We start from the raw sequence: 4,102 nt of genomic DNA, 5'->3' as shown, positions 1-4,102 counted from the left end.
TATTCCCCAAAATAATTTAAATAAAAAGTGGTGAAGTAAATCTCCACCACTTATAATTCCCTAATCAGCAAAAGAAATACCTACTTTTTTTGCCACCTTAACTAATTCTCCATTAGGATCAACTAGCTTTGATTTTTGACCAATAACATTTTCTAAGCTATCACTTGAGATTTTACCATCTTTTAAAGAAACCATTTCTCCAAATTTTCCTTCATTTATTAATTCAACAGCTGCTACTCCATATCTAGTTGAAAGAATTCTATCATATGTTGATGTTGTTCCTCCTCTTTGTATGTGACCAAGAACTGTGCATCTAACTTCTTTTCCTGGTAATAATTTTTCTAAATCATCAGCTAACTTATTACCTATTCCGCCTAATCTAATTGGATCTGGACTATCAGCAACTATTTTAGCTACTACTACCTCTCCATCCTTTGGCTTAGCACCTTCAGCAACTACAATTATACTAAATTGTCTTCCAGCAGCTTCACGTGCCTTAATTTTTTCTACAATTTTATTTATATCATATGGAATTTCAGGTAATAGTATTACATTAGCAGAACCAGCTATTCCTGATTCTAATGCAATCCATCCTGCACCTCTTCCCATAACTTCACAAACCATAACTCTATGATGAGATTCTGCTGTCGTATGTAGTCTATCTAAAGCTTCAGTAGCTACATCAATAGCTGTATTAAATCCAAAAGTAACATCTGTTGATGCTAAATCATTGTCTATAGTTTTAGGTACACCTATAACTTTTATACCTTTTCTTGCAAAGTCTCTTGCAGATGTTAAAGTTCCATCACCACCAATTACTACTAATACATCTACGCCTTCTTTCTTCAAATTTTCAACCGCAACATCAGAAACGTCCTTTTTAACCATAACTCCATTTTCTTCAACTAAATAATCAAATAGGTTGTCTTTATTTGAACTATATAATATAGTACCACCCTTATTTAGAATTCCTGAAACGCTATCTAAAGTTAGAGGTACATAGTCATTATTGTACAATCCTCTATAACCAAACTTATAACCTATTACTTCCATTCCATAATTTAATATCGCTGTTTTTGTTACGGCTCTTATTACTGCATTTAACCCAGGGCAATCTCCCCCACCTGTTAATAATGCTATTTTTTTAATTTGTTGTACCATAAAAATTCCCCCTACCCATTTAGTTACTTTATAATTGATTATTTTTTTAATTTTCTGTGAATTTCATGTAAAAAAATAATTGCTATATAATTCTCTTTCGTAATTCTTTACAATTCATTCTTTTCTATCATAAATATAATATCATAAAGATAATTTACTGAAAAGTAGAATTATTCATATTTTCAATATTTTTTTATTCTGGTAAAATTATACTATGTATACATAATAATGTATAATTAGGTTAATCCTATATATTCTATTGTAAATTGAAAAAGTAACTTCCGTTTTTTTACTTAAACAGAAGTTAGTCTTGCAAAGAGTTTGATATAATTAAAATGATATTTGTCCTTAGCATATTAGGGGGATTAATTATGTCAAATAAAGATTTATGCAAAGGAAAACACCTTAGAATTGAAGATCGACTTATAATTGAATATGGATTAGATCAAAACTATACATTAAAAGAAATTGCTGAAAGAGTAAAAAAAGATCCAACTACTGTCTCTAAAGAGATTAAGCGAAATAGATTTCTTAGAGTAAGTAAGAAAAAAGTAAATGATATACAACCGTGCCAACATCGAAGAAGTTGCACTAAGACAAACTTGTGTAATAGTAACTGCGGAAATCAATGTAAAAAATGTAGATTTATAAATTGCTATAGAGCATGTACTGAATTCTCAATTAAAAAATGCTCTAAACTTAATCGCTATCCATATGTTTGTAACGGGTGTAGCAAAGCTACTACGTGCACGGCTGAAAAGCAATATTATAAATCCAAGGTAGCAGATACGAAGTATAAAGAACTCTTAATATCATCTAGAGAAGGGCTTAATATCACCTCAAAAGAATTGAAAAATATAGATGATGTTATCTCCCCATTAATTTTTAAGGGTCAATCCTTATTTCATATTTTTACTCATCATAGGAAAGAAATAAATTGTTGTGAAAGAACTTTATATAATTATTTTGATAAAAGTGCTTTTACAGCTAGAAATATTGATTTACCTAGAAAAGTTAAGTATAAACCTAGAAAAAAGTCTAAACCTCCTGTAATTAAAGAATCTAATTATAGAGTTGGTAGAACATTTACTGATTTTTTCAAATTCATTGAAGATAATCCCAATATTCCTATAGTAGAAATGGATACCGTCCACGGCACACGAAGTGGCAAAGTCTTGCTAACCTTTATTTTTAGAAATTGTTCATTAATGATAGCTTTTATTATTGATAGTTGTACGGAATTAGCTGTAAAAGAAGCTATAGATAAATTATATGAAGTAGTAGGACATGAAGAATTTAAAAGACATTTTCCTGTCATTTTAACAGATAACGGATCTGAATTTAAAGATCCTGAAGCGTTAGAATTAGATAATGAAGGAAATCAAAGAACTAAAATATTTTATTGTAATCCTATGGCTTCTTACCAGAAGCCTCGCGTAGAAAAGAATCACGAATACATAAGGTATGTAATACCTAAAGGGAAATCCTTTAATAATAGGACTCAAGAAGATATTACTTTAATGATGAACCATATTAATAGTACAGCAAGAGCTAGTTTAAACGGAAATACACCATTCAAACTAGCCCAAATGTTGTTAGATGTTTCGCTATTAGACAAGCTATCATTAAAACATATCCATTCAGATGAGGTACATCTAAAACCTGCACTTTTTAATAAATAATATATCAAAAATTTAGGGCAAGTATCAGCGGAACTTAATCATACAAAGTTGAAGCAAACGGAACTTAGTTTTGCAATACGATTTCCGTAGGCTTATTAAGCCTGCTTATAAACCTAAAAAATTGATTATATTATAAAAATTATAACTTATTTTATAGTTTTTTACTATTAAAATTATATCTAAAAACTGACTTTACTCTTGCAGTTACAATAGCTTACGCTAAAACGGAAGTTAGTTTTGCATTCAACGCTATATATTCTATTATACATTATTAATTATATTATTACTATTTTTTAAGGAGGTATTATGAATAATATTAATGAAGAATTTATAAAAATCCAATTAGACAGATGCAAGCAAAAAAAATTAAATAATAAAATATGGGCTATTGAGAATGAAATTAATAATACCGAAAAAACTTTTGAAGAATTAAAAAGTAGATTATCTAAGGAAAAGAAAGATGTTGATAAGCTTGAATCTTTTACTTTATCCTATATTTATTTTAAGATGAAGGGAGACATAGATGAAAAAATTTCTAAAGAAAAATTTGAATTTTTAGAAGCGCAAGCAAAATGCATTGAATGTGAAGATTATCTAAAAAGATTATTATTTAATAAAAAGGAACTATTAAATGAACTGTCACAGTTAGGAGATTTGGATTTTAGATATAATGATTTATTAAATAAATCTTCTGATTATATTTTAAGTTTAAATAATGATAAAAGTAAAAATGTTTCAAATATATTAGAAAAAATTAAATTTATATCCATAGAAAAAAGAGAGATTCAGGAAGCCTTATTTGAAGGAGATAGACTTATTCCTTATATAGAAAAGGCTATTTCAGCACTAAATAGTGCAAAGAATTGGGGCATTTATGATATGATGGGTGGAGATTTAATAGCTACAATGGCAAAAAGATCTAAGATGAGTGATGCTTCTAATGCACTTAACTCAATAAAGATAATGCTGAATAAATATAACTCTGAACTAAATGATTTAAGTGAAAATATAAGTGTGTCATTGAATTTAGATAGTTTTTCTGGCTTTATGGATTATTTCTTTGACAACTTTTTTACTGATTATTTTATTCAAGGTAAAATTAACACTGCTCTTGATTCATCTATATCTTTAAAAAATAAAGTTATAAATATCCAAAATAAGTTAACAAATAAATTACAGCTCTCTGAAAAGAACTTAGAAAATCTAAAAATTCAACTAGAGGAAGAAGTTAAAAAATAAAAAACAGGGATATCCCTGTT

3 protein-coding genes are annotated in these 4,102 nt (G+C 28.2%); 2 read left to right on the top strand and 1 reads right to left on the bottom strand.

Features of this window, described 5'->3' with window-relative positions; genetic code table 11:
• Positions 1 to 60: 60 nt before the first annotated feature.
• Positions 61 to 1,161 carry a 6-phosphofructokinase gene (locus tag HUJ77_RS11575; RefSeq protein ID WP_291708789.1) on the bottom strand — a complete coding sequence of 367 codons (1,101 nt, stop codon included), beginning with the start codon at positions 1,159 to 1,161 and terminating at the stop codon, positions 61 to 63.
• 371 nt (positions 1,162 to 1,532) lie between these two features.
• On the opposite strand from HUJ77_RS11575, the gene HUJ77_RS11570 reads away from it, so the two are divergent.
• Both HUJ77_RS11570 and HUJ77_RS11565 read left to right on the top strand, forming a co-directional pair.
• On the top strand, positions 1,533 to 2,843 hold the full coding sequence (locus HUJ77_RS11570) for an IS30 family transposase (RefSeq protein WP_291708786.1): 1,311 nt from the start codon (positions 1,533 to 1,535) through the stop codon (positions 2,841 to 2,843).
• A gap of 306 nt (positions 2,844 to 3,149) precedes the next feature.
• Positions 3,150 to 4,082 carry a hypothetical protein gene (locus HUJ77_RS11565; protein ID WP_291708785.1) on the top strand — a complete coding sequence of 311 codons (933 nt, stop codon included), beginning with the start codon at positions 3,150 to 3,152 and terminating at the stop codon, positions 4,080 to 4,082.
• Positions 4,083 to 4,102: the final 20 nt, after the last annotated feature.

The organism is Clostridium sp., assembly GCF_021443865.1.
In the GTDB taxonomy this organism is placed as follows: domain Bacteria; phylum Bacillota; class Clostridia; order Clostridiales; family Clostridiaceae; genus Clostridium.
Note: the sequence above shows the minus strand (reverse complement) of the source record. Positions and strands in the feature narration are given on the sequence as shown.